The sequence below is a fragment of the Amycolatopsis sp. NPDC104819 genome (assembly GCF_055583145.1).
This window is the reverse complement of sequence record NZ_JBVJON010000001.1, coordinates 870,359-890,097: the sequence shown is the minus strand read 5'-3', so window position 1 is coordinate 890,097 and position 19,739 is coordinate 870,359. Positions and strand designations below refer to the sequence as shown.

Below are 19,739 nucleotides of genomic sequence, written 5' to 3'. Positions count from 1 at the left end.
TCCACCCTCCTGCTGCCTCGGCCCTCGCATTGATCACGTGGCACCCGGAAAAGACCGGTGAGCCGCCACTGAAATACGACATCGAAGTCACGAACGCATAACTAAGACGGCAAACGGGTGACGACGTATCTGACGTGCCCGCCTCACCCACTTGGCCCTCCGGAAGTCACGCAGCCACCAGGGAGATCACATGGTTCCGCTCGGGTCGGGCGCGCAGGAAGCAGGCCGGCCCGCGCCGGTCCGGGGGCCGGGCGGCGCCTTCACGCCGGAGCCGGCCACCGGCGGTGGTGGGTTCACGGTGCCGCTCGACCTGCCGCCCGGGCCCGGCGGCATCGCGCCGGCGCTCGTGCTGCGGTACGCCACCGGCGCGCCGAACGGGCTCTTCGGCGCCGGCTTCTCGGTGCCGCTCCCGCACGTCCGGCCGCACGACGGCCGCGCGCGGGCCAGTGCCGCGGGCCGGCTGTTCCGCCGGGGTGACGGCTACCTGCTCACCACCCGGTCGGGCGTCCGCCACTTCCTCGCACCCGAAGAGGGCGGCGGGTCCGCCTGGAACCTCCAGCGGACCGAGGACGCGCTGGGCAACACAGCGGCGTTCACCTGGGCGCACCACAGCGGCCAGGCGTACCTCGCCCGCGTAGCCTACGGACCGTACGAAGTGGACTTCTCCTACGAGCCGCGGCCGGACGTGCTGCGCTGGGGCCGCGGCGGCGCCCTCGTTACCACGGCGTTGCGCTGCGCCCGGATCGACCTGCGGGTGCCGGGAGACGCGCGGCCGCTCGTGAAGCGGTGGTCCCTCGGGTACAACACCGACGAGGTGACCGGCGCGTCCATGCTGACGTCCGTGGCGCTGACCGGGTTCGACGCGCGCGGCGCCGAAGCGGCCGCGCCCGTGCTGCGGCTGGCCTACACCCGGGCGGAACCGCAGCCGGCGCGGCGGGTGCAGCTCGCCACGCGGGCCCGGGCCGGGGGCGGCGCCGACCAGGGCGTCCTGCTGCTCGACGCCGAGGAGTCGATGCCGTACGTCTCGCTCGAACCGGGTGACACCCCGCGTGCCGGGCGGCTGAGCGGGATCGACAACGGCATCGGGCTGCGCACCGAGATCGAGTACACGACCGTCGAGGCGGTTCCGGTGGTCCGGCGCGTCTCACTGCTGGAGTCGGCCACCGGCCAGGCCGGCGTGACCGAGTTCGAGTACGACGAAGCCCGCTTCATCCCGGGTTTCACCGGGTTCGGCCGGGTGGTCCAGGACGAGCTCGGGGACGAGCACGTCCCGACACTCCGGACCCTCCGCTGGTTCGGAGCCGACGGCTTCCTGGAGAAGGAGGAGACGTACGGCCTCGACGGCTCGCCCGACGCGGATCGCCCCTACCGCCGGGTCGAACGCGCACGCCGTCCTCAGTGGACTCGAACGGTGACGACGGAGTTCGAGCGCCGGGAAGCGCCGGTCTCGGTCACCACGACCGAGACGGCCCTCGACACCACCGGGAACCCCGTCCGGGAGGTGGAAACGACCGAGCGCCCCGGCCGTGAGCCGGTGGTGCGGGAGACGCGCACGACGTACACGACCGATCCCGAGCACCGCTTCATCGCGCTGCCCGCCCGGGTCCGCGAGCTGGACGGCGCCGGGAAAGTCTTGTCCGACAAGCTGTTCCGGTACGACGAGCGACCGGACGGCACGGCCGGCACCCGCGGTGTGCTCACCGCGCAAGAAGAGCTGGTGCTCACCGACGCGCTTGTCGCCGAGGTCTACGGGCTGGTCCCGCCGGACTTCCGCCACCACGGTTACCACCGCCGTCCCGGGGAGGACGGCTGGTGGGTCACGACGTTCCACGGGCGGTTCGACACCGTCACCGGCCTGCGCACCACGACGACCGGGCCGGACGGGCAGTCCCGCGAGGTGCGGTATTCGGAGGACCGCTGTTTCCCCGAGGTGGTCACGGATTCGCTCGGGAACGTGACGGCCACCCGCTACGACGTCCGCACGGCGCGGGTGTGCGAGGTGACCGACCCGGCGGGCGCAGTGACGACGGTGACCCACGATCCCTTGGGGCGGCCCGAAACTGTCGTGCGGCCGGGCGACTCGGCGGAGCTGCCGACCGTCCGCTACCGCTACGACCTCAGCGGGCCGGTGCGGGTGACGACCGAGCAGCGGGCGGTGTCCGGCGAGGCGGAGGTGCTGGTGACGTCGGAGCTGCGGGACGGCGCGGGCCGGCTGCTGCAGCGCCGGCACGCCGAGCTGCTCGGCGACGTCGTCGACGAACACCACGAGTACAACGCGCGCGGGCTGGTGTGCCGGACGAGCCGGGCGTTCCGCGACGGCGAGCCGCGGCCGCCCGCGATGGAGTTCCGCCACGACGCGCTCGGCCGCCCGCTCACCGCGCCGGACGTCCAGGAAGCTGTTCCGCACGGCACGCGCGACCTGCTCGGGCGGAAGCTGCGCGGCGCGGACGGGGTGGTGCACGTCCGGGACGCGGCCGGGAACGCGGTGGAGTCGCGGTCCACGGGCGGCCGCACGGTGTACCGGGTCCACGACGCGGGCGGCCGGCTGGTGGCGGTGCGGGTCGACGACCCGGGCGGCGCCCCGGTCACGACGTTCACCTACCACGACGGCGCGCCCCCGGTGCCGCTCGGCGCGGGGCCGCACAGCTGCGGACGGCTGGTGCGCGTCACCGACGAATCGGGGGTGACGCTGTTCGGGTACGACGCGCTCGGCCACCCCGCCGAGCGGCGCTGGCGGCCCGCGCACGTCGCCGTCGAGTACCGGCTGGACGTCGTGCGCCGGGCCGACGGCAGGCTGTCGGAGGTGGTGTACCCCGACGCCGGCGACGGGCGGCTGACCGTGCGTCACCAGTACGACGAGGTCGGCCGGCTGGTCAGCGTGCCGGGGTTCATCGACTCGGTGCACTACGACCTGCGCGGCCGGCGCACGGCGGTGCACTACGCGAACGGCATCAGCGAACTGTTCGCGGCGGGCCGGCACGTGGTCGCCGGCCCGGACGGGCTGCTGCACGACATCGCGCCGGGCGTGGCCGAGGTCCCGGAAACGCCGCCGGGCAGCGAAATCCGCGACGCGTTCGGCCGCCTGCGTGGCGTCCACGGCGACGACGGGGTCAACGCGCTGTACGGCTACGACCACACCGGCCGCCGCGTCCGCACCCTGGTCACCAACGGCACGCGCATCCACGAAGTCCTGAGCCCGGACGAGCTCTACGCGATCGAGGACGGCGAGCTGGTGATCACGGTGGCGGGCACGGTCCGCCAGTACGCCGACGGCCGCCGCCGCTACCAGCACTTCGACGACCAGGACCGGGTCGCCCTGGTGACCGACGAGCGCGGCGCGGTGGTCGATCGGGAACGGGGCTAGAAGGCGAGCACCGTGTTGCCGGGCTCATCCAGCCAGGCTTCCTGGCCCGTTCCGGACACCGTCAAACCGAAGCGCGTGGCTTCGGGCTCGCCACGGCGCTGCCACCACGCGTGCGCCTGCTCGGCCTCGGTCCACAGCCGCCGGGAACCGAGCTGGCGCACCGGATATTTCCCCGTCGCGACCGCTTCCGCGGTCACGTGCACAGTGGCCACCGAATTGCTTGCCACGTGGTAGAGCAACAATTCGTCGGTGCCTTCGCCGTCGAAGTTGTAGGCCGTCGACTGCTGCACATCGGCGAGGTGCAGTGAAACAGCGAACGCGCCCGCACCGGACCGGACCGCGTCCGGCGCGACGGTGGTCGTCTCGACCCGCACCGACGCGGCTTCGATCAGATCGGACAGCCTGCTCGCCTGCCCGAAAGGCGTGCGCTGCGCGCGCATCCGCATGAACGAAGCGAAGCCGGCCACCGGCCCCTCCGCGCGGCCTCGACCATCTGCGATGAGCCGGACCTGGACCCCGTTCCAGAACGCGGTGCCCCAGGGGGAAAGAATCGTGCCACCCTCGGCTGTCTGCTCGGCCCAGGCAACGGGAATGTGCCCGGCCGTGACGGCGCAGGTCGCGATCACCCGGTCGAAGGGTGCGTGTGCGGGGAATCCGGCGGCGCCGTCGCCGGTGATGACGTCCGGCCGATATCCGGCGGCGGCGAGACTCGCGCGCGCTTGGCCGGCCAGCACCGGGTCGACCTCGATGCTGGTCACGTTGCCCGTTCCGGCCAGCTCGCAGAGCAACGCGGTGTGGTACCCGGTCCCGGTCCCGATCTCGAGCACCCGGTTTCCGGGGCGTACTTCGAGCCGGCGGAGCATGTCACGGACCAGGGACGGCTCCGATGCCGAACTGGTGGCGTTCAGGCCGGTGGCCGGCCATGCGGTGGCACCGTCGTCGAGCTGGGTGACGATCGGCGCGTCCGAGGCCACCGCGGACCGCCATCGCCTGGGCTCGGTCTCGCGGTCGATCGGCTGCGGACGGCCGTGCTCGTCGTCGAACCAGATCCGGGCGGGCACGAAAGCGGCTCGGTCCACCCGCACGAACGCCTCGTCGAGGCTGGTCACTTGCGGTGCTTACCGCCTTCCGGACCGTCCGGGTCGCCACCGGTGTGCCCGGAAAGAATCTTCAGTGTAGCTCACAGCGACCATTCGATTCCATTCCGTCGCCGAAGTCAGTCGAGCACGGCCAGGTCCAGCCGGCTGAGGCGGTCGGGGTCGGCGAGGATGTCGATCTCCACGATCCGGCCGCCGGCCACCGTGAAGCCCAGCACCGAGAACGGGCGGCCGTCGCGGGTCGCCACCACGCCCGCCGCGCCGTTGACCAGGGCCCGGTGGACCACTCCGCCGCCCGCGCCGAGCCGGGAGAACGTCAGGGCCTGGTTCGCGACCTGCGCCGCGCCGCGGACCTCGACCGAGCCGCCCGTCGCGCCGCGGTCGGCGCGCAGCACGACCTCCGGGTCGAGGACCGTCACCAGCGCGTCGAAGTCACCGCCGCGCGCGGCGGCCAGGAAGGCGTCGACGACTTCGCGTTGCCGGGCGAGGTCGGGGTCCGGCGCGACCGGCGCGCCCTGGACCCGGCGCCGGGCGCGGCTCGCGAGCTGGCGGGTGGCGGCTTCGGAGCGGCCGACGATCGGCGCGATCTCCTCGAACGGCATCGCGAACATGTCCCGCAGCACGAACGCCAGCCGCTCGGCCGGGGTCAGCGTCTCCAGCACGACCAGCAGTGCGAGCCCGACCGAGTCCGCGATCAGCGCCTCGTGCTCGGGACTGGCGTCGTCCCGGCTGACGACCGGGTCGGGGACGAACCCGTCCAGCGGCTCCTCGCGCCGTGCCTTGCGCGAGCGCAGCATGTCGAGGCAGACGCGGCCGACGACCGTGGTGAGCCAGCCGCCCAGGTTCTCGACGGCGGCGGAGTCGCTCCGGCTCAGCCGCAGCCACGCCTCCTGCACGGCGTCCTCGGCCTCGGTCAGCGACCCCAGCATCCGGTAGGCGACGGACCGCAGGTGGTCACGATGGGTCTCGAAGCGGTGCGCCAGGTCGTCCACGGGGTTCCGTCCTTCGGTCGTGTTCGGTCATCACCTTGACGGATCGCTCACCGCAGATGTGACAGATCGGACGGACCTCATGGACACGCGTGCGCCAACCCCGATCCGGGTCGGCGCTCCGGACCCGGACCGGACTTCACCGGGTCAGCTCGCGCAGCACCCGGGCCGGGTCGATGTCGATCGCGAGCCGCGTGCCCGGGTGCTCGCTCGGTTCGCTCCAGGCGACGGAGACCCACAGCTCGGCGTAGTCGCCGCGCTCGACGGCGGGCAGCTGCCAGGTGAGCGTCGACCCGCTCCGCTCGACGGCGTCATCGCCGAGCAGCCCGGCCCAGTACGGCGGCACGTGCTGCCCGGCTCGGGAGCAGTCGCGAAGCTGGTCCGGACCGGGACCGCCGACGCTCACCACGGCGTCGGCGGTCTCGACGGTGAAGGCGCTTTCACCGTCGTCGGCAGCCGGCTCGCCGGGCAGCTCGGCCTGGACGACGAACTCGCTGAGCGGTTCCCGGGCCAGCACCCGGAAGAAGGTCGTTTCCCGGGTGACGACCGGGCAGCCGTCCGGCAGCTGCGGCACGCTCGGCCCGGTCAGCACGTCGAGCCGCACGGACCGGTGCCGCCACCGGAGCAGCCGCCCCGCGGCCCCGAGCTTCTCGGTGAACTCCGGCCGCGCGGGCACGTCCCAGCCGTCGGCCCGCACGGCGAACCGCACGGCGCCGGCGGGCGTGACCACGGCGAGCCCCCGCGACCGCACATCGGTGTCCAGCATGCAGACATCGTTACCCCGCACCGCGACGCGCGAAAATGCCACACGCGAACGTCACCCGTCCGTGTCTGCCGCCGCACCCGGCGGGAGCGGCGCTGCTCACCGCGGCCTGAACCGCGCGCCGAGCCGGGTCGAAGGCTCAGCACCCCGTGGTCCGGCGCGCCCAGGCAGGCCGGGTAATTGGTCCAGACAAGTGTTACCAAAAAGTAATCGAAGTACCGTTCAGCGGAAGCTACTTTGTTGTGACTCGCAACAAATGCTCGTGGATCCCCAACGGCGGAGGTGTCACGGCGTGAACCGGACCTTTGGCAAGTTTCGACGACGCGGCGCCGTCGCCTTCGCGGCGGTGGCCCTCCTGCTCGGCGCCGGGCTCAACGCCCCCGCCGCGCTCGCCGCGGACGACTACACCCAGAGCGTCACCCAGCTGAGCTCGACCCAGCTGCAGCTCAACTTCACCCCGACGACGGCCGCGTTGTACGTGGACGTCCACTACACCGGCGTGCCGGGTGTCGGGCAGCAGAACGTCCGCATGACCAACTCCTCCGGCACCTGGCGGACCACCGTCAACGGCCTGAGCACCGGGAACACGCTGGACTACTGGTTCACCTACGAGAAGAGCGGCCCGCAGTACGACACCCCGCACTTCACCTACACGGTCGGCGGCAGCACGACGACGGTCGCCGCGCCGACGTTCAGCCCGCCCGGCGGCACCTACTCGAGCACCCAGACGGTGACCCTGAGCAGCGCCACCTCGGGCGCCACCATCCGGTACACAGTGGACGGTTCGACGCCGACCGCGTCGTCGCCGCAGTACACCGCGCCGATCAGCGTCCCGACCTCGCGCACGGTCAACGCGATCGCGCTCAAGTCCGGTTCGACGACGTCCGCGGTGTCCAGCGCGACCTACACGATCGGCACCCAGGCCGGCTGCCCGACGCAGTCCGACACCCCGAACTTCGGGCCGAACGTGCGGATCTTCGACCCGGGCATGTCCGCGGCGACGATCCAGGCGCAGCTCGACACCGACTTCAACAACCAGAAGGACACGCTCACCGCGCAGATGGCGGACCGGCGCGTCGCCCACCTGTTCAAGCCGGGCACGTACAACAACGTGCACGACAACGTCGGCTTCTACACCTCGGTCGCCGGCCTCGGCCAGAACCCGGGCGACGTCCTGATCAACGGTGACGTCACCGTCGACGCCTTCAACGCCTCCGACAACGGCGTCGCGTTGCAGAACTTCTGGCGCTCGGCCGAGAACATGGCGGTCAACCCGTCCGGTGGCAACGAGCGCTGGGCGGTCGCGCAGGCCGCGCCGTTCCGCCGGATGGACGTCCGCGGCGGGCTGCAGCTGTACCCGGCGAGCTACGGCTACGCCAGCGGCGGCTACATCGCCGACACGAAGGTGGCCGGCCAGGCCGCGTCGGTGTCGCAGCAGCAGTGGTACACCCGAGACTCTCAGCTCGGCAGCTGGAACGGCGGGGTCTGGAACATGGTCTTCTCCGGCACCAGCGGCGCGCCGGCGAACACCTTCCCGAACCCGCCCGAGACGACGCTGGCGACCACGCCGGTCTCACGCGACGTGCCTTACCTCTACGTCGACGGCACCGGCAAGTACCGCGTCTTCCTGCCTTCGCTGCGCACCAACGCGTCCGGCCCGAGCTGGGCGAACGGCAGCACCCCCGGCACGTCGGCGCCGATGAGCCAGTTCTACGTCGTCAAGTCCGGTGACACGGCCGCGTCGATCAACAACGCGCTCGCCGCGGGCTGCAACCTGTTCTTCACGCCGGGCATCTACCACCTCAACCAGACGCTCAACGTGACCCGTGCGAACACGACCATCCTCGGCATCGGCTACCCGACACTGGTGCCCGACAACGGCGTCAACGCGATGCAGGTGTCCGATGTGGACGGCGTCCGGCTCAAGGGCCTGCTGTTCGACGCCGGCACGCAGAACTCGCAGGCGCTGCTGACGGTCGGCCAGTCGGGGTCGTCGGCGAACCACGCGGCGAACCCGACCACGGTCCAGGACGTGTTCTTCCGGATCGGCGGCGCGATCGCCGGCAAGGCGACGAACAGCCTGATCGTCAACAGCGCCAACACGGTCATCGACCACATCTGGGCGTGGCGCGCCGACCACGGCAACGGCGGCACGGTCGGCTGGAACACGAACACGGCCGACACCGGGCTCGTGGTCAACGGCGCGAACGTGCTGGCGACCGGCCTGTTCGTCGAGCACTACCAGAAGTACCAGGTGATCTGGAACGGCCAGGGCGGGAAGACGATCTTCTTCCAGAACGAGATGCCCTACGACGTGCCGAACCAGGCGTCGTGGAACGCGCCATCGGGAGTCGCGGGGTACGCGGCCTACAAGGTCGGGGCGAACGTGACGTCCCATGAGGCCTGGGGGCTCGGGAGCTACTGCTTCTTCGACACGAACCCGGCGGTGTCCAGCTATCACGCGTTCGAGGTGCCGAACACCAGTGGCGTCCGGTTCCACAACCTGCTGACGGTTTCGCTCAACTACCGCGGCACGATCACCCACGTCATCAACGACGCGGGCGGCGTCACGCCCACCGGCACGGTGCCGGTGAACGTGGTGAACTACCCGTAACCCGGGTGATCGGCGGCCCCCGCACCGGACCCGACCCCGGTGCGGGGGCCGCCGTGCGTCACGCGAAGGTGTACCGCTCGCCCACCAGCGACGCGACGATCGCCCCGGCGCTCCACCACTCGAAGTCGACCATCGGCGAACGCCAGAGGCTGATTTCCCGCTGCAGGTGGCTGTTGTGCGCGGACACCATGGTCGCGCCCCGGCCGCCTTCGACGTCCCGGATGTCGAGCAGGTTCTGGGCCATGATCACGTCGCGGACGCCGCACTGGCGGCACAACCGCGTGCGCTGGTCCCCCGGCTGCGCCGCCTCACGGTGGTAGCGCAGCAGGCCGAGCCCGGCGGTGACGTGGGTCTTGGCCCGGAACCACGCCGCGCGCGACGTCGCCGCGATCAGCTCCGGCGCCCGCAGGTGCAGTTCGGTGACCAGGTCGTCGGCCAGCACGCGCAGCCGGTGGGCCTCGGCCGTGTCCCCGACGGACACCGCCGGGTTCAGCGCGGCGTCTTCACGGCTCCACTGTTGGTCGTCACCGGCGAGACCGGCGATGTCGAGGTCGAGGCCCAGGTAGTCGCGGGTGTGCTCGAGGTAGGTGCGCGGGCTGGGGGCGCTCATCATCTCGGTCGAGGCGTCGAAGCCGTGGAAGGCCAGGCGTTCGTCCGCGGGACGGCCGTCGTTGTACTCGCGCATCCAGGTGACCAGGTCGCGGTTGAAGCCGAACGCGCCGAAGCCGTGTGAGAAGCCTTCGCGCATCACCTCGTCGAGCGTGCCCACGCCGTCCCGGACGAAGTCGTCGACGATCAGCCCGGCCACACGATCGGACTCCAGCGCGATCGACCGGACGCCCCGAGCGGCCAGCTCCTCGAACCGGGTGTTGCGGAGCTGCCCGATGGCCGGATCGTCGTGGGTCGGCTCGCCGTGGGCCAGGAAGTCTGCGTTGTCCATGAGATTCGATCGTATCGCTGAAGGTTCTATTGAAAGTTGAGACAGCCTCAGCTGCTGAGCCTCGGCTAAAGTCTCAACTCGTGCGACCAGCCGACCTCGCCCGCGAGCACGGGATCTCGACGCAGGCCGTCCGCAACTACGAGCAGGACGGCTTCCTCCCGCCCGCTTCGCGCACCGCGAGCGGCTACCGGGTTTACACCGAGGCGCACGCCGCCGCGCTGCGCGCTTTTCTCGCGCTCGTCGCAGCGTACGGCCACGCGACGGCGGGCGGGGTCATGAACGCCGTCCACAGCGACGACCTCGACCGCGCGCTCACCCTGGTCGACCGCGGCCACGCCCAGCTGCTCCGCGACCGCGAAACCCTGGCCGCGGTGCGGAAGGCGATCGGCCACCTGACGGCGGCGCCCGAGCCGTCGGGAGCCGTCCGGAGCATCGGCGAGCTGGCCCACCGCCTCGGTGTCACCGCGGCGACCGTCCGGGCGTGGGAGCGTGCCGGCATCCTCGTGCCCGACCGGAACCCGGCGACCGGCTACCGCGTCTTCCGCGCGGCCGACGTCCGGGACGCGGAGCTGGCGCACCTCCTGCGCCGCGGCGGTTACCCGCTGGAGCACATCGCGACGGTGGTCGCCCAGGTCCGCACGGCCGGCGGCACCGAGTCGCTGGCCGGGGCTTTGGTCACCTGGCAGGGAAAGCTGAACGACCGCGGCCGGGCCATGCTCACCGCGGGCGGCCTGCTCGGCGCGTACCTACGAACGTGACTTCGGGTGCAGCCGGTCGTACTCCAGCGCGGCCGAGTGCTGGGTGCGCACCGGCAGGGACTTCTCCTTGTCGTCGTCCTCGATCTCGTTGAGGCCGAGCTGGACGGCCAGCCGGATCTGCTCGCGGTTGTCGCGGACGACGGTGGAGAAGAAGTCGTCGATCCGCGGGTCGAGCAGCACTTCGAGGAGCACGCGGAACGAGGTGTCGACGACGGTCCGCACGATCTCGTCGTGGAACGGGAGCCGCTTGAGCTTCCCGAGCTGCGGGTCGGCGGCGATCTTCTCGGCGATGATCGTGCGCAGCTCGTCCTTGTTGGCCCCGAGCGACTTCGCGAGGTTTTCGGGGTAGTTGCCCGTTTCCAGGACCTTGACGACCTCGTCGAGCACCGCGATGGTCACCGGCTTCTTGATGGCCTTCACGATCGGCTCGGACAGCTTGTCGACGAGCCGGTAGGTGAACTGCTCCCCGACGGCCCGGTCCGCGGCCCGCCCGATCCGGATGAGCAGCAGCACCACGCTGATGAACTTGTGCGCGGCCATCGCGGGGTGCGCGACGGGGATCATCGCGAACAGCTCGTACCAGTTGCGCACCAGGAACTTCTTGACCCACCGGCGTTTCCGCCACCGCCAGAGGAACTCGATCAGGAAGATCCCGCAGATCCCGCAGTCGATGTAGAAGATCACGAGCCCGGCGTCGCGCGCCGGCGGGCTCAGCAGCATGAACCCCAGCAGCCCGACCGAGCCGGCGGCCAGGATGAGCATGATCCAGTCATCGGCGCGCACGTTCCCGGGCAGGATCCCACTGTTGAGCTCCGGCTCACGGGCGTCGCGAAGGGTGGCCATGCCCGATGATGGCACGCACCGCGCTGATCAGCCGTGCCACTCCCGCGTGCCGCTAATCAAACAGATGGTTGACACAGTCGAATGGATGACTGATTATCGGAGCGACCAAGCGGACAGGGGGAAGTCGTGGAGAAACACGCACTCAGGTGGTGGGCGCTGGCGGTCGCGGTGCTGGCCGTCCTCGTCGACATGATCGACAACCAGATCGTCGCGGTCGCGCTGCCGACGATCCGGCGGGAGCTCGGCACCGGGGACGCCGCGCTGCAGTGGATTTCGGCCGGGTACGCGCTCGGGTTCGCGCTGACGCTGATCACCGGCGGCCGGCTCGGCGACCGCTACGGGACGAAAAAGCTGTTCGTGGCAGGCATGGTCGTGTTCACCGCCGCTTCGCTGGCCGCCGGCCTCGCCGGGCACGTCGGCGTGCTGATCACCGCGCGGGTGGTCCAGGGGGTCGGGTCCGGGCTGATGGTGCCGCAGGTCCTGTCGTTCGTGCACGCGGAGTTCGACGAGCGCGAGCGCCCGAAGGCGATGACCTGGTACGCGGCCGCGTTCCCGCTGGGCGGGCTCGCCGGGCCGCTGCTCGGCGGGGCACTCACCGAAGCCGACCTGTTCGGCACCGGCTGGCGCGCGATCTTCCTGGTGAACCTGCCGATCGGCGTGCTGGCGCTGGCCGGCGCGCTGGTCACGATGCCGGACCGGCCGGGCTTCCGCCGCCACCGCCTCGACCTCGGCGGTCTCGCGCTGCTGACGGCCGCGCTCTTCGCCGTGTTCTACCCGCTGGTGCAGGGCCGCGAGCTGGGCTGGCCGATGTGGACGGTCGTGCTGCTCGTCGCCGCCGTCCCGCTGTTCGGGCTTTTTGCGCTGCACCAGCGGAACCAGGCCCGCCGCGGCCTCGAACCGCTGGTCGCGCCGGACCTGCTGAAGCGGCTGGCCGGCAGCCAGGTGGTCCTGCTCTGCGTGAACACCGGGGTCGGCGTGTTCTTCATCCTGACGCTGCACCTGCAGCTCGGCCTCGGGTTCTCCCCGTGGGAAGCGGCGCTGACGTTCGCCCCGTCGACGCTCGGCATCGTCGCGGGCAACGTCCTGGGCCTGCGGCTCGCCCCGCGGTTCGGCCGGGTCTTCACCGTCGGCGCCATCGGCGTGCTGCTGGCGGGACTCGTCGCGATCGCGCTGCTGGTGCGAGGTTCCACGCTGAGCGCGTGGACGCTGCTGGTGCCGGTCATCGCCGTCGGGCTCGGGATGGGCGCGGTGCTGAACGCGCTGTTCGGGGCGTCGATGGCGGACGTCGACCCGACGGAGGCGGGCGCGGCGTCCGGCATCGTGAACACGACGGTCCAGCTCGGCACCGCGACCGGGATCGCCTTGTTCGGCACGGTGTTCTTCACCCGGCTGGACGGCGGTTACGCGTCCGCGACCACCGGCGCGCTCGTCGTCGCCGCCGGGGTGCTGGTGCTCGCGCTGGCGGCGGCCGTCCGTCAACCATCCGTTCGGCAGAGTCAAGCAGCTGGTTGACGTATAGTCGCGGACGTGACCGCGCCGAAGCCCCGCCGTTCGCCGAAACCGCAGGAGCGGCAACGGGATCCGGAACGCACCCGCCGTCTCATCCTGGAGGCGGCGGGCGCCGAGTTCGCCGCCAAGGGGTACGCGGGCGCGCGCATCGCGTCGATCGCCGCGCGGGCCGGGGTGAACCAGCAGCTGATTTCGTACTACTTCGACGGCAAGGAAGGCCTGTACCGCGCGATGTCCGAGGGCTGGGGGCAGCGCCAGAACGAGCTGATGGCGCCGGACCTTCCCCTCTCGGAACAGCTGCGCCGGTACGCGCTGGAGGCGACGGCCAACCGCGACGGCATCCGGCTCCTGGCGTGGTCGGGCCTGGAGTACGACGGCCCGGAATCCGATCCCGACCACGCGCCCCGCGCCCAGCGCCTCGCCGGGACGGTCGAGCAGATCGCCGCGATGAAGGCCGCAGGCCGGCTTCCCGAGTGGGTCGACCCCGCGAGCTTCACGGTGCTGCTGATGGCCGCGGCCATGGCGCCGGTGACGCTGCCGCACGTCGTCGAAGGGCTCACCGGGAGCGACCCCGGCTCACCCGACTTCGTGCGGCAGTACGCCGACCAGCTCGCGAAGCTGATCGAGCACCTCAGTCCACAGTAGACAGCACCTCCCGCAGCTTCTTCGCGAAGGCTTCCGGCTGACCGGCGTAACCGAACTCGCCGCCGAGGAAACCGCCGTGGTGGCTGGGGAAGACGGTGGCCTCCTGGCCGAGCGCGGCGGCGGTCGCGAGGGCCGCGCGGCCGGTCATCACCTCGATCGACTCCTCACCCACCGCGATCACGACCCGCGTGGACGCCGACTTCAGCGCGTCGACGTCGAGGGAGTACGCCGTAACGGCCGCCGACCGATCGCTCATCAGCGGGTCGTCACGGCGGCCGTCGTCCTCGGTGGGCATGCCGAACTGGGCCGGGTCCGCCGGTGGCAGCGCGAAGTAGTCGTCGGTGAACTCGCCCTTCCACGACGTCATCGTGATGAACGCCGCCATGCCCGCGCCGAAACCACCGGCCTGGTAGGCGCCGCGGAACGCCTTCCCGGCCCGGTCGGCCGCCTCGGCATCGGGCAGCACGCCGACCAGCGGCGGCTCGTGCGCGACCAGCGTGGTGACGTCTTCGGGATGAGCGGTGACCAGCGCGAGCGCGGCGACCGCGCCGCCGCTGCTGCCGAACACCTCGACCGGACCGGCGCCCAGCGCCTGGATCACGGCGTGGAGGTCACCGGCCTGCACGGCGGGCACGTGGTCCTCGCGGCCGTCCTTCCGGGCGCTGCGCCCGAGCCCGCGCGGGTCGTAGGTGACCACGGTCCGCTCGGGGAAGTGGGAAGCCAGCGTGTGAAAACCGGCGGCCTCCATCGGCTGCCCGACCATGAGCAGCGGAGGTTGCGGACTCTCGGCGGGCGCGGGCCCGTGGACGTCGTAGACGATGTCTGCTTCGGGCGTTTCGAGCGTGTGCGTGGTGGCCATGGTGTCTCCCCGGTTCAGGACTCGGGGCGAGCCTAGACCGGGGGACCGACATTTTGGGGCCGTCGGTAGTGGGCGTGGGGTGGCCGGCCGGACTCGCACCGGCTTCTCCCGGGGTCACAGCCCGGGGCCTCGTCTCCTTCGGCTTCGGCCACAGTGGAAGACGTGGGTGTCGAACCCACCGGGGCGATCGTGCAAGGATCACCCGCGCTCCGGCGCGTCTCCCGAGTACCCCCACCAGGATTCGAACCTGGACTGGACGCGTTCTGAGCGCGTTGCCTCTCCCAGTTGGGCTACGGGGGTGTGGTCCGACGTGCTTCCCGCACGCCGGCAGCGCCCCCGGCAGGATTCGAACCTGCGACCTACGGCTTCGGAAGCCGCCGCTCTGTCCTGCTGAGCCACGGGGGCGGAAAATCAATAACGACAAATAAAGAAAGCCGCCCTGACCGGTTTCCCGGTGGGCGGCTCCCGAAGGCACAACGTGCATCACGTCATGGGCGGGGAACCGCGTTCCTGCAGGTGGAGTCGCCGATGCGACGCGCACGAGGCGAGCGCGACGGCCTGTCGCTGCCACATGTTCGTCATGGTCACTCCTCGGTTTTTGTTCGTGTCCATCCATCATCACGCACCCGGCCGGAGGCGTCAACGCATTAAGCAAACAATTCGGAAGCGCGGTTTCACCTGACCGGGCGACACCCGTAACACCTGAGGTCACGGCGCGATAACGAGAGGGTAGACCCCGACGCGGAAGCAGGAGAGAGCACGTGATGACACAGTGCCGAGGCCCGATCGACGTCTCCAAGGTCACGGGGTTCGCCACGGGCACCGCCGACCCGGACGACCTGCGCCGGGCGGTGGTGGCGTCGCCGGGCTATTCGCGGGCGAGCGAAGAGGAACGGGCGGCACTGTTGAAGATCATCCTGCACGTGGGGACGACCGCCGGCTGAACCCACAACAGCCCGCCGGACCGCGGCACGGTCCGGCGGGCCCGCGGTCCAGTCAGTCCGCGTGCTGTCCAGGCGCGGCGCTCCCGGAGTACTCACCGAGGTCGGAGACCAGTTTCGTGAGCTCGGGGTCGCTGTCGTAACGACGCTGGTGCAACGCCGCGATCTTCGCGCCCATCTCGGGATCCGGGTCGTCGGTGATGTCGAACGACATGAACTTGTCCACCAGCGGCAGGCCCACCCGGTCGGTGTTGCGGTGGGCCGGGTGGATGAGGTACTCCCAGTAGCCCTCGAGGTCCTCGATCACGAAGGTCGCGCCCCACTCGTACTCGCCGCCGTAGTCGCGGCCGACGACGAACGACTTCACCGACGGGATGGACCGGCCCTGGTTGCGCAGGCTCTCCAGGGCCTCCTCGACGGCCTCCGGGCTGGCGTCCGGCTTCAGGGTCAGCCGGTTTCCGTGGTAGATCATGGGTTTTCCTTTCGAATACGAGTGATGGCGACGGTCGCGCCGACGGTCAGGGCGATCCCGGTCCAGGTGAACGTGCCGGCCACACCGATGGTCCGGACGAGTGGTTGAACAGCCAGCGGGGAAAGGAACTGGCCGAGGAAGATGCCCGCGACAAGTCCACTGAGGACTCTCCCGCGCCGGTCCGGAGGGGCCTGCTCACTGAGCATCAGAGTCAGGTTGGGCACGGCGAACCCGACCCCGGCGCCACCGACGAGCAACCCCGCCGCGACACCGGCAACCGAGCCGGACACGCCGATCAGCAGCCAGCCGACGCCGAGCAGGGCGATGCTTATTGCCGTGACCGCCGTCGTGGTCAGCCGTCTGCGCAACGCGGGGAACGCCACCGCGGCGAGCGCGCTGGTGAGCGTGCTGCCCGCGATCACCGCGCCGACGACGACCGGTCCGGCGCCGAAACCGCCCAGCAGGAACGGCAGCTGGGTCGGCGCCATGTAGAACGCCAGCGTCGCGACCAGTGCCAGCGCGTAGACGCCCAGCACCGGGCCGGTCATCGTCCGGCCGCGGTGTGTGGACGCGGTGGGCGCGTCCCGGGGAACGTCACGAACCGTGAAGACCGCGAACACCGCGACGACGGCGGCGACCGCGTAGATCCAGAACGGCGTCCGCCAGCTGACCGTGGCCAGCACCCCGGCCAGCGGCAGGAACACCACGCCACCCAGGCTCGCGAAGGCCTGCTGCAGCCCGAGGAACGACGCCCGGCGTGGGCCGTCGAACCAGTCGGTGATCGTCGCGGTGACCGCGGTCATGACGCCGCCGACGGCGATCCCGAGCAGTGCCCTGGTCGCGAGCAACAAGTACAGGTCGCCGACGAAGTACCCGGCGGTTCCGCAGACCGCGTACAAAACGAGGCTGAACACGAGCAGCGGGCGCCGCCCGGCCCGGTCCGCGACCACACCGGACACCGGCGCGCTGACGGCGATCATGAGCGAGGTGACGGTCAACGCGAGCCGGACGAGGAGGTCCGCGCCCGGCTGTCCGGCGTACACCTTGCCCATTTCCGGCAGGCTGGGCGCGATGATCGCCGCCGCCATGATGGTCAGCGCCGCCGCGCCCAGGATCGTGCCGCGGGCGAGACCGCCTGGCGTTGTCCGGTCGACCTGAGCTGTCATGCCCCCACAGTCACGCGCCGGCCCTCCCCTTCGCGTCGGCGATGGTCACCTACTTACTTCGCCTACGGCTGTGGTCGCATCGCCTACTGTTCGCCTCATGCGAACGCCACCCGGGTCGCTTGTCGGCAGACGCGTCGAGACCAGCCGTCTCGACGCCCTGCTCGACGCCGCGGAGCAGGGCGAGGGTGGGGTGTTCGTGCTGCGCGGCGAGCCGGGGATCGGCAAGAGCGCCCTGCTGGGCCACGTCGAGCAGTCGGCGTCGGGCCGGTTTCGGGTGCTCCGCGCGGCCGGGTCGGAGTTCGAGGTGGAGCTGCCGTTCGCGGCCCTGCACCAGCTCTGCGTGCCGGCGCTGGCCCGGCTGGACGAGGTGTCCCCGGCCCACCGCGACGCCCTGCGGGTGGCGTTCGGCCTGGCCGACGGCCGGCCGGACCTGTTCCGGATCGGCGTGGCGAGCCTCGCGTTGCTGGCCGTGGCCGCGCGGGAACGTCCGCTGCTGTGTGTGGTCGACGACGCCCACTGCCTGGACACCGCGTCCGTGAAGGCGCTGACGTTCGTGGCCCGGCGGATCGCCGCGGAGCCGGTGGCCATGGTCTTCGCGACCCGCACGCCGAGCGCCGGCCACGGACTGGACGAGCTGCCCGGCCTGGTGCTGGACGGCCTGAGCGGCCCGGACGCCCGGGCGTTGCTGGCCGCGCACAGCGTCTCCCCGACGGACGAGCGGATCCGCGACCGCGTCCTGGGCGAGGCGCGCGGCAACCCGCTGGCGCTGATCGAGCTGCCGAACGCGGGCGGCTTCGCGTTGCCCGGTCCGTCGTCGGTGCCGAGCCGGATCGAGCGGAGTTACCAGGCCAGGCTGACGGAGCTGCCCGAGGCCGCCAGGGTGCTGCTGACCATCGCGAGCGCGGAACCGACCGGCGACCCGGTGCTGTTGTGGGACGCCGCCGAGCGGTTGGGTGTCGACGTGGGCAGTACCGCGGCAGCGGCGTCCGGTCTGGCCGAGTTCGCCGGCCAGGTGCGGTTCTGCCACCCGCTCGCACGTTCGGCGGTGTACCGGGCGGCCGACCCGGACCTGCGGCGCGCCGTGCACCAGGCGTTGGCCGCGGCCACTGATCCGGCCACCGCGCCGGACCGGCGGGCCTGGCACCGTGCTCAGGCCAGTGCCGGACCCGACGAACAGGTCGCCGGCGAACTGGAGTCGTCGGCGTCGCGCGCCCGGGCCCGTGGCGGTGTGGCCGCCGCGGCGGCGTTTCTCGAACGCGCGGCGGCGTTGTCCCTGGAGCCGGGCAAACGAAACGAGCGCACGCTCGCCGCGGTGCGCGCGACGCTCGAGTCCGGCGCGGCCGACGCGGCCCACAGCCTGCTCACCACCCTCGATCCCACCGCACTCGACGAGTTCCAGCGCGCGACCGTCGACCTGCTGCGCGGGAAGATCGCGTTCGTCCGGCCCGGGGACGACGGCGGGCCGGCGCTGATGCTGCGTGCGGCGCAACGGCTCGCCACGCTGGATCCGAAGCGGTCGCGCGCGTACTTCCTGGCCGCGGTGGAGATGGCGCTCGCGGCCGGCCGGGCCGGCGGAGTGCTGGACCAGGTCGTGACGGCGGCCCGCCACGCCCCGGCCGCGCCGGGGGCGCCGGACGTGCTCGACGCGCTGGTCAGGCTCACCGTCGAGAACCACCGCGCCGGCATCCCCCTGGTCCGGCGGGTGCTCACCGGCGCGACGGCGGAGTGGACGCGGGCGCCCGGCTTGGCCAGCATGCTCGCCGGCGAGCTGTGGGACGAGGACGCCCACGCGGCGATCGTCGAATGGCTGGTGCGGACCGGCCGGGACACGGGCTCACCGCTGACGCTCCGGCTGGGTCTGTCCCAGGCCGCCGTCGCCGCGGTGCTGACCGGCGACTTCGGGCAGGCGATGGCGGCGATCGCCGAGGAGGAGGCGATCGCGGGCGCGTTCGGCGACGCGCCGCAGATGTACGCGCGAGTGCACCTGGCCGCCATGCGCGGCCGCGCGGCGGAGGCACTCGACCTGTTCGGCGAGGTGGCGGCCCAGGACGCTCTCCTGGTGACGGCGAACGTCCACTGGGGAGCGGCACTGCTGCACAACGGCACCGGCGACTACCGGACGGCGCTGGAAGCGGCCCGGCGCGCCACCGCGGCCGGCGACCTGTTCCTCGCCGGAATCGCCCTGCCCGAGCTGGTGGAGGCCGCGGTCCGGTGCGGCGAACACTCCGCAGCCGAGTCGGCACTGGAGTCCCTGGTCGAGCGCACGGAGCCGACCGGCACCGGCTGGGGCCGAGGCGTCACGGCCGCGGCCAGAGCCCTGGTCACCGACGACGAAGACGGCTACCTGGAAGCGATCAAGCACCTGACGGACAGCCGCGTGACGCCGTACCGCGCCCGGGCGCACCTGCTGTACGGGGAGTGGCTGCGCCGCAAGGGCCGCCGCACCGACGCCCGTCAGCAGCTGCGCACCGCGCACGAGCAGCTGTCCACGATCGGGATGGAGGCGTTCGCCCAGCGCGCCGCAGCCGAGCTCCACGCGACCGGAGAGGTGGCACGCAGCCGCTCGTCTCGCGCCCGCGACCACCTCTCGATGCACGAAATGCACGTCGCCCGCCTGGTCGCCACCGGCGCGACCACGAAGGAGGTCGCCGCCCGCCTGTTCCTCAGCCCCCGCACGGTCGATGCCCACCTGCGCAACATCTTTCGCAAGCTGGGCATCACTTCTCGAAAGCAGCTCAAGAGCGTGCCGGACATCGGGACTGTCGACGGAGCGGTGTAA

Annotated in this window: 15 protein-coding genes and 3 tRNA genes; 7 read left to right on the top strand and 11 right to left on the bottom strand. The window is 71.6% G+C overall.

Annotation, left to right across the window (positions count from 1 at the left end):
* Positions 1–190: 190 nt before the first annotated feature.
* A complete protein-coding gene (locus tag ACZ63E_RS04515) occupies positions 191–3,364 on the top strand; it encodes an RHS repeat domain-containing protein (protein WP_465334225.1) in 3,174 nt (1,057 codons plus the stop codon).
* Here the strand turns inward: ACZ63E_RS04515 and ACZ63E_RS04510 are convergent.
* The 3 genes from ACZ63E_RS04510 to ACZ63E_RS04500 form a co-directional block, all read right to left on the bottom strand.
* A complete protein-coding gene (locus tag ACZ63E_RS04510) occupies positions 3,361–4,338 on the bottom strand; it encodes a methyltransferase domain-containing protein (protein WP_465334223.1) in 978 nt (325 codons plus the stop codon). The genes ACZ63E_RS04515 and ACZ63E_RS04510 overlap by 4 nt on opposite strands.
* Before the next feature lie 242 nt (positions 4,339–4,580).
* Positions 4,581–5,453, bottom strand: a complete 873-nt coding sequence (sigJ, locus tag ACZ63E_RS04505) for an RNA polymerase sigma factor SigJ (protein ID WP_465334222.1) — start codon at positions 5,451–5,453, stop codon at positions 4,581–4,583.
* Positions 5,454–5,589: 136 nt separating this feature from the next.
* Positions 5,590–6,216, bottom strand: a complete 627-nt coding sequence (locus ACZ63E_RS04500; protein WP_465334220.1) for a hypothetical protein — start codon at positions 6,214–6,216, stop codon at positions 5,590–5,592.
* A gap of 289 nt (positions 6,217–6,505) precedes the next feature.
* On the opposite strand from ACZ63E_RS04500, the gene ACZ63E_RS04495 reads away from it, so the two are divergent.
* Complete coding sequence (locus ACZ63E_RS04495; protein ID WP_465334219.1) at positions 6,506–8,827, top strand: chitobiase/beta-hexosaminidase C-terminal domain-containing protein; 2,322 nt, start codon at positions 6,506–6,508, stop codon at positions 8,825–8,827.
* Positions 8,828–8,885: 58 nt separating this feature from the next.
* Here the strand turns inward: ACZ63E_RS04495 and ACZ63E_RS04490 are convergent, their stop codons facing one another.
* Positions 8,886–9,767: an erythromycin esterase family protein gene (locus ACZ63E_RS04490; RefSeq protein ID WP_465334217.1), complete on the bottom strand. Its 882-nt coding sequence runs from the start codon at positions 9,765–9,767 to the stop codon at positions 8,886–8,888.
* Between the two features lie 80 nt (positions 9,768–9,847).
* Between ACZ63E_RS04490 and ACZ63E_RS04485 the strand changes: the two genes are divergently transcribed.
* A complete protein-coding gene (locus ACZ63E_RS04485) occupies positions 9,848–10,525 on the top strand; it encodes a TioE family transcriptional regulator (RefSeq protein WP_465334216.1) in 678 nt (225 codons plus the stop codon).
* On the opposite strand, the gene ACZ63E_RS04480 is transcribed toward ACZ63E_RS04485, so the two are convergent.
* The gene (locus ACZ63E_RS04480; protein ID WP_465334215.1) at positions 10,514–11,368 is read right to left on the bottom strand and encodes an ion transporter; all 855 of its coding nucleotides are present in this window, start codon (positions 11,366–11,368) and stop codon (positions 10,514–10,516) included. The two genes, ACZ63E_RS04485 and ACZ63E_RS04480, sit on opposite strands and share 12 nt — an antisense overlap.
* Positions 11,369–11,494: 126 nt before the next feature.
* On the opposite strand from ACZ63E_RS04480, the gene ACZ63E_RS04475 reads away from it, so the two are divergent.
* Both ACZ63E_RS04475 and ACZ63E_RS04470 read left to right on the top strand, forming a co-directional pair.
* The gene (locus tag ACZ63E_RS04475; RefSeq protein WP_465334214.1) at positions 11,495–12,880 is read left to right on the top strand and encodes an MFS transporter; all 1,386 of its coding nucleotides are present in this window, start codon (positions 11,495–11,497) and stop codon (positions 12,878–12,880) included.
* Positions 12,881–12,895: 15 nt separating this feature from the next.
* Positions 12,896–13,522 (top strand): TetR/AcrR family transcriptional regulator, encoded by a 627-nt coding sequence (locus ACZ63E_RS04470; protein ID WP_465334213.1) that lies wholly within the window; start codon positions 12,896–12,898, stop codon positions 13,520–13,522.
* Here the strand turns inward: ACZ63E_RS04470 and ACZ63E_RS04465 are convergent.
* From ACZ63E_RS04465 to ACZ63E_RS04450, 4 genes are all read right to left on the bottom strand, one after another.
* Positions 13,509–14,381, bottom strand: a complete 873-nt coding sequence (locus ACZ63E_RS04465) for an alpha/beta fold hydrolase (RefSeq protein WP_465334212.1) — start codon at positions 14,379–14,381, stop codon at positions 13,509–13,511. The two genes, ACZ63E_RS04470 and ACZ63E_RS04465, sit on opposite strands and share 14 nt — an antisense overlap.
* A 75-nt stretch (positions 14,382–14,456) precedes the next feature.
* A tRNA-His gene (locus ACZ63E_RS04460) sits at positions 14,457–14,533 on the bottom strand.
* A gap of 74 nt (positions 14,534–14,607) precedes the next feature.
* Positions 14,608–14,681, bottom strand: a tRNA-Leu gene (locus ACZ63E_RS04455).
* Positions 14,682–14,712: 31 nt separating this feature from the next.
* Positions 14,713–14,786: transfer RNA gene (locus ACZ63E_RS04450), tRNA-Arg, on the bottom strand.
* 359 nt (positions 14,787–15,145) lie between these two features.
* Here ACZ63E_RS04450 and ACZ63E_RS04445 point away from each other — a divergent pair.
* Positions 15,146–15,325 (top strand): hypothetical protein, encoded by a 180-nt coding sequence (locus ACZ63E_RS04445; protein WP_465334210.1) that lies wholly within the window; start codon positions 15,146–15,148, stop codon positions 15,323–15,325.
* A 52-nt stretch (positions 15,326–15,377) separates the two neighbouring features.
* On the opposite strand, the gene ACZ63E_RS04440 is transcribed toward ACZ63E_RS04445, so the two are convergent.
* Both ACZ63E_RS04440 and ACZ63E_RS04435 read right to left on the bottom strand, forming a co-directional pair.
* Positions 15,378–15,794, bottom strand: coding sequence for a Dabb family protein (locus tag ACZ63E_RS04440; protein WP_465334209.1), 417 nt, complete (start codon positions 15,792–15,794; stop codon positions 15,378–15,380).
* Positions 15,791–16,960 carry an MFS transporter gene (locus ACZ63E_RS04435; protein WP_465334208.1) on the bottom strand — a complete coding sequence of 390 codons (1,170 nt, stop codon included), beginning with the start codon at positions 16,958–16,960 and terminating at the stop codon, positions 15,791–15,793. Before ACZ63E_RS04435 ends, ACZ63E_RS04440 begins: the two co-directional genes overlap by 4 nt.
* A gap of 97 nt (positions 16,961–17,057) precedes the next feature.
* On the opposite strand from ACZ63E_RS04435, the gene ACZ63E_RS04430 reads away from it, so the two are divergent.
* The gene (locus tag ACZ63E_RS04430) at positions 17,058–19,739 is read left to right on the top strand and encodes an AAA family ATPase (protein ID WP_465334206.1); all 2,682 of its coding nucleotides are present in this window, start codon (positions 17,058–17,060) and stop codon (positions 19,737–19,739) included.

Bases quoted from the DNA above. Each gene is read 5' to 3' on its own strand.
- ACZ63E_RS04515 (WP_465334225.1), top strand. From the start codon at position 191: ATGGTTCCGCTCGGGTCGGGCGCGCAGGAAGCAGGCCGGCCCGCGCCG.
- ACZ63E_RS04500 (WP_465334220.1), bottom strand. From the start codon at position 6,216: ATGCTGGACACCGATGTGCGGTCGCGGGGGCTCGCCGTGGTCACGCCC.
- ACZ63E_RS04490 (WP_465334217.1), bottom strand. From the start codon at position 9,767: ATGGACAACGCAGACTTCCTGGCCCACGGCGAGCCGACCCACGACGAT.
- ACZ63E_RS04480 (WP_465334215.1), bottom strand. From the start codon at position 11,368: ATGGCCACCCTTCGCGACGCCCGTGAGCCGGAGCTCAACAGTGGGATC.
- ACZ63E_RS04465 (WP_465334212.1), bottom strand. From the start codon at position 14,381: ATGGCCACCACGCACACGCTCGAAACGCCCGAAGCAGACATCGTCTAC.
- ACZ63E_RS04445 (WP_465334210.1), top strand. From the start codon at position 15,146: ATGACACAGTGCCGAGGCCCGATCGACGTCTCCAAGGTCACGGGGTTC.
- ACZ63E_RS04440 (WP_465334209.1), bottom strand. From the start codon at position 15,794: ATGATCTACCACGGAAACCGGCTGACCCTGAAGCCGGACGCCAGCCCG.
- ACZ63E_RS04435 (WP_465334208.1), bottom strand. From the start codon at position 16,960: ATGACAGCTCAGGTCGACCGGACAACGCCAGGCGGTCTCGCCCGCGGC.
- ACZ63E_RS04430 (WP_465334206.1), top strand. From the start codon at position 17,058: ATGCGAACGCCACCCGGGTCGCTTGTCGGCAGACGCGTCGAGACCAGC.